This is a genomic window from Falsiroseomonas oryzae (assembly GCF_027856955.1).
Lineage (GTDB): Bacteria > Pseudomonadota > Alphaproteobacteria > Acetobacterales > Acetobacteraceae > Falsiroseomonas > Falsiroseomonas oryzae.
This window is the reverse complement of the sequence record NZ_JAPSMD010000395.1, coordinates 1-5,003: the sequence shown is the minus strand read 5'-3', so window position 1 is coordinate 5,003 and position 5,003 is coordinate 1. Positions and strand designations below refer to the sequence as shown.

The 5,003-nt window shown below is 73.5% G+C and carries 4 protein-coding genes; 2 read left to right on the top strand and 2 right to left on the bottom strand.

Annotation, left to right across the window (positions count from 1 at the left end):
• Positions 1-1,089: eCIS core domain-containing protein (locus tag OZN99_RS25310; protein ID WP_270938012.1), on the top strand; the 1,089-nt coding region annotated here is incomplete at its 5' end.
• Positions 1,090-1,114: 25 nt separating this feature from the next.
• Here the strand turns inward: OZN99_RS25310 and OZN99_RS25305 are convergent.
• Both OZN99_RS25305 and OZN99_RS25300 read right to left on the bottom strand, forming a co-directional pair.
• Positions 1,115-1,573, bottom strand: a complete 459-nt coding sequence (locus OZN99_RS25305) for a hypothetical protein (RefSeq protein ID WP_270938011.1) — start codon at positions 1,571-1,573, stop codon at positions 1,115-1,117.
• Positions 1,574-1,849: 276 nt separating this feature from the next.
• Positions 1,850-4,144, bottom strand: a complete 2,295-nt coding sequence (locus tag OZN99_RS25300) for a fused MFS/spermidine synthase (protein WP_270938010.1) — start codon at positions 4,142-4,144, stop codon at positions 1,850-1,852.
• A 223-nt stretch (positions 4,145-4,367) separates the two neighbouring features.
• Between OZN99_RS25300 and OZN99_RS25295 the strand changes: the two genes are divergently transcribed.
• The coding region (locus OZN99_RS25295; protein WP_270938009.1) for a thiamine pyrophosphate-binding protein at positions 4,368-5,003 on the top strand (636 nt) is incomplete at its 3' end.

Below are 5,003 nucleotides of genomic sequence, written 5' to 3'. Positions count from 1 at the left end.
GGCGCGCGCGCCTTCACTCTCGGCCGCGACATCGTCTTCGCGCCGGGCCGCTACGCCCCGGAGACCGCCGCGGGCCGCAGCCTGCTGGCGCATGAGCTGGCGCATGTGGTGCAGCAGGGCGGGGGCGCGCCGGCCCTCGGCCTCGGCCCCGTGGCGCCGGCGGTGCAGCGCCAGGTGGAGACGCTCGGCGGCATCTGGGACACCGACAGCTACGACCTGTTCCAGCAGGGCCACACGCGCGGCGCCGAGATCGTGCTGCGCTTCACCCCGGCGCCGCCGGTGGATGCCACGCAGATCGGCCTGACGCAGACGGCGCAGTCGCTGGTCGCGGGGCGTCCGCGCAGGCTGGGCGAGACCTACGAGGCCTTCCGCGTGCCGGCCGGGCCGGATGCCGCCCAGGGAACGCATATCGACCGGCTCGACCACCAGACCAGCCCGATCTACGGCACCGACGACCCACCGCAGGCGGCGGCGACCGGCGGCGCCGTCGCGGCGCCGTCCCTGGCCGGGTCCCTGGACGGGCCCACCATGCAGTGGGGCTGGCACTACCTGGACGAGGCGGGCCAGCTGCAACAATGGGATGCCTGGCTGCACGACAGGCCCTTCCAGGTGGAGGAACAGCCGCTGGGCGGCGGCTGGGTGCCGCCGCCGGCCTCGCAGATCTTCGAGACGACGGCGCTGGCGGTGGAGGGCGAGCAGGCCGGCACCTACTACGGCTCCGTGCGCTGGGGCTGGCGGAGCGGCGCCGACGGGGCGGCCGAGCTGCTGCCGCTCTCGGTCGTCTCGGCGGGCGTCCCGAGCACGACCTTCCGCCGTGCGGCGCTGGCCTGGAACGGGACGCGGACCTGGCAAGGGCGCCGGCGCCTCGACCTGCCTGTCGCCTGGGGCGTGGAGGATGCCCGGCTGCCGCGCGACATGACGACCGAGGAGCTTCGGGACCGGCTCGCGGCGGTCAAGGCGCTGCAGGCGCAGGGCGAGGAGTTCAACGCGACGCTGCGGGGCATGGACGGGCAGGCGAGCTTCGACATGAAGACGCTCGCCTTCGAGCGGGCGGCGCTGGAAAGCCAACTCGCCGGCCGCGGCGAGTGAGGTGCATCCCCGCGGCAACGGCCGTCTACCGGCTGCCGATCCCGGCCATGCGCAGGAAGCAGGCGGTGCCCCAGCCCCAGACGCCGTTGATCAGGGCGGCGCGCACCCAGATCGGCCAGTAGCCATCCGCAAGGATCGGCGCGCCGCGCAGTCCGCCGCTCAGCGAGAAGCCGGCCAGGGTGCAGACAATGGCGCCGAACAGGAAGCCGGTGAGCAGGTCGGGCAGCCGGAGAAGCCGGATGATCGTCGCCAGCGCGACGCCCCAGGCGCCGCCATAGACGCTCGTCATCACCACGTCGGGGAAGCGGAGCGGGGGGACCGTGCGCATCGAATAGGCCGGCGAGTTGGGCCGCAGCGTGGCGGGCAGGTCGAAGATCTGCTGCAGCGTGAAGAAGTGCTCGAACAGCAGCAGCGTCAGGCCCTGGTGGAACACCACAACGCCCAGCCCGCCGCAGACCAGGCCGCCGCCCAGGATCTTCCACACGGCGCTGCGTCCGGCCCGGCCTCAGCCCCGCCGCGACGACGCGCCGGCGCCCCGGCATCCGGGCAGGGCGGCGGCGGGGCTGCGGCCATGGGCGAGGCGCATGTTGCGGCGTCCGGAGATGGCGCGACGGGCGGAGGAGGGCACCCCCGGCGCCGGCAGGATGTCACGATGCCGTGACAACTTCCCGGCCGTCAACCGCGCGATCGCGGCACGGAAGATGCGCGCGCCGCCGGGGCGGCGGCCAGGCGGCGCCGCCCCTGCCGCCATCGCCGGCCCTCAGCGATGCGCGGCGCGGGCGATCACGTCGGTGGGGCGCATGAGGGCCTGCGTGCCCTGTACCGGGTTGTTCAGGTAGAACTCGTCGCGCGGGAAGACGTCGGTGAGCGAGGCTTCCGCCCGCGGGCTGCCGGGCTGCCAGGACAGCGCCTGCCGGCCGAACATGGCGCCGTAGTCGCTGTAGCCGCGGTTCCCGCGCAGCAGGTGGGCGACCACCTGCGGATCCTGGAAGCGCCGCGCCAGCGCGTCGGCATCGTAGGGGATCGGTCGGTCGGAGCCGATCAGCACGGAGCCCGGCATCAGCAGCAGCGTGTAGGGGAATACCGCGGCGAAGGTCTCCACCGTGCGCTGGGTCGGGCCCCACTGCACGTAGATCCCGCCCGGCGCCAGGCGGCGCCGGACGGATTGCAGGAACTCCTCGGAGTAGAGCAGGCCGGAATGCGAGCCTTCCGGCAGGATCGCGTCGGCCTGGATGATGTCGTACTGCTCCTCGCCCTTCGACAGGGCGCGGCGGCCATCGCCGTATTCCAGGCGCCAGCGCGGGTTGCGGAACATCTCGGCGATCGGGCCGTCCGGGTGCCGACCCGCCAGTTCCTCCAGCGCGGTGATGACCGGGCCGACCAGCTCGATCGCTCGCACCTCCCTGGTGGCGGGGGACACGCCGGCCGCCCAGGGCGTGCCGCCGGAGCCGATGCCGATGCACAGCACGCGCTCCGGATTTGGGTGGATCAGCGGGCCGACCGCGCCGAGGAACTGGTGGATCGGCAGGAAGGGGATGCGGCCCTGGCTGAAGCCCTGGATGAAGAACGGGCCGTGCGGGTCGGCGAGGCCTGTCGCGCCATCGGTGCGGGCCTGCAGGGGGCCGTCGTCGCGGAAGAAGGCGACGCCGGACCGGTCCTCGGCCCAGGCGACGCGCTGGCCCGGCTGCTCGTTGTGCAGCCGCGCCCAGAGCTGCGCGTTCCCGGGCAGCACGACCAGCGCCACCCCGCAGGCGCCGGCCAGCGCCAGCTCCGGCTTGCGGCCCCAGCCGCCCTTCCAGAGCCAGAACAGCGTCAGCAGCAGCGAGAGCGCAGCGAGCAGCTGCAGCGTGCCGGCGGTGCCGAGCAGGTGGAAGGTGACGATGCCCGTGCCGATGGAGCCCGCGGCATTGCCCAGGATGTTGGCCAGCTGCACCCAGCCGACCCGCGCGCCGACACTCGCCAGGTCCTGCTGCACGGCGCGCTGGACGAAGGGGAAGGTCATGCCGATAAGGAAGGAGGGCGGGCCGACCAGCAGCACGATCAGCCCGATGGTGGCGACCAGCCGCTCCCCGCGCAGGCGGGAGTAGTCGGTGGAGTACAGCGCGTTGAAGGGCCAGTGCGGCAGGGCGAGATACAGCGCCAGGATCAGCGCCGCGCCCAGCGCGAATCCGCCGGCCTGGGTGATGAAGAAGGCGGGGCGCGGGTCCTTCATGCGGCGCACCATGCGCGCGGCCACCGCCATGCCCGCGCCATCCGCCAGCAGGAACACGCCGAGCACGGTGGGGAAGAGGTAGGCGTGGTACTGGCCGACCTGGCCGGCCAGCCGCACCCAGATGATCTCCAGCGCGACGATCACGTAGCCGGACAGGAACACCAGCACGCACCACAGCTTCAGGCTGCCGAAGGGCTCGGCCTGCGCCGCTGCGCGGGCGGCCGGGGCGGGGGTGGGTGCGACGGTGCCGCGCAGGCCGGGCAGCAGGGTCAGCGCCAGCACCGCCGCCAGCAGGTCGAGCCCGGCGGCCAGCACCAGCGCGCCGACGAAGCCGAGGTTGCCGACCAGCAGCCAGCCGCCGAGCAGCGCCCCGAGGCCCGCGCCCAGCGTGTTCAGGCCGTAGAGCGCGCCGATCCGCTCCGCGACGGTGTCGAGGCTGGTGGCGATGGCGCGCGCCAGCAGCGGCAGGGAGGCGCCCATCAGCGTGGTGGGCAGCACAAGGCCAGCGAAGCAGAGCGCGAAGATGGCGACCGGGTCGTCCACCACGCCCGCCAGGTCGGTCGCCAGGAAGTCGTAGAGGAAGAACTTCGAGACCAGGGCGAAGACCGCCACGCCGGCTTCCGCCAGGGCGAAGCCGATCATTGCCTTGTAGGGGGAGAGGCGGTCCGCGACCTTGGCGCCGATGATCGAGCCGAGCCCGAGCCCGGCCAGGAAAGCGCCCACCACCAGCGCGGCGGAGACGGTGTCGGAGCCGGCGAAGATCCCGAGCATCCGCTGCCACACGATTTGGCAGAGCAGGGCCGCGAAGCCCGAGCAGAAGAATGCGACCGCCAGACGCGGCATGCCCCTGTCCCCCAACGCGCCCGGGGCATGGACGCCCGGGGCCGGAAGGTTCCCCTATCCTTCCTGGCCGCGGCAGGATTGCGGCAGGATGACGTCGCGTAAAGGGGCCCGCGCCAAATTCCGTAACCGTGGCGGTCCTGCCGGCCGTTGTCTGCCGGGGGCCTTGCGGCCGGGCGCCGCCCCGCGCAGCCTGCGCGCCTTCGGCAATCCTGGGGGATACGGCGTGAACGGCGCGGAAAGTCTGGTGCACACCCTGCTGGGGTCGGGGGTGGATGTCTGCTTCGCCAATCCGGGCACCAGCGAGATGCATTTCGTGGCCGCGCTGGACCGCATCCCCGGGATGCGCTGCGTGCTCGGCCTGCAGGAGAACGTCGTCACCGGCATGGCCGACGGCTACTGGCGCATGGCGGGCAAGCCGGCGGCGACCCTGCTGCATTGCGGCCCCGGCCTGGCGAACGGCCTGGCCAACCTGCACAACGCCCGCCGCGCGCGGTCCGGCATCGTCAACTGCGTCGGCGACCAGGCGACCTACCACCGGCCGCTGGATGCGCAGCTGACCGCCGATACCGAGGGTTTTTCCCGGGGTGTCTCGGCCTGGACGCGCACGGTGCAGCGCGCCGTGGATGTCGGGCGGGATGCGGCGGTGGCGGTGCAGGCGGCGCGGACCTCGCCGGGGCAGATCGCGACGCTGATCCTGCCCTCCGACACCTGCTGGGACGAGGCGCCGGACGGCCCCGCGGCGGCCCTGCCGGTGCCGGCCGCGCCGCAGGCCGATCCGCTGGCCGTGCGCAACGCCGCACGCGCGCTGCGGGAGCGGCGGAACGTGCTGATCCTGCTCGGTGGCCTGGCGCTGCGGGCC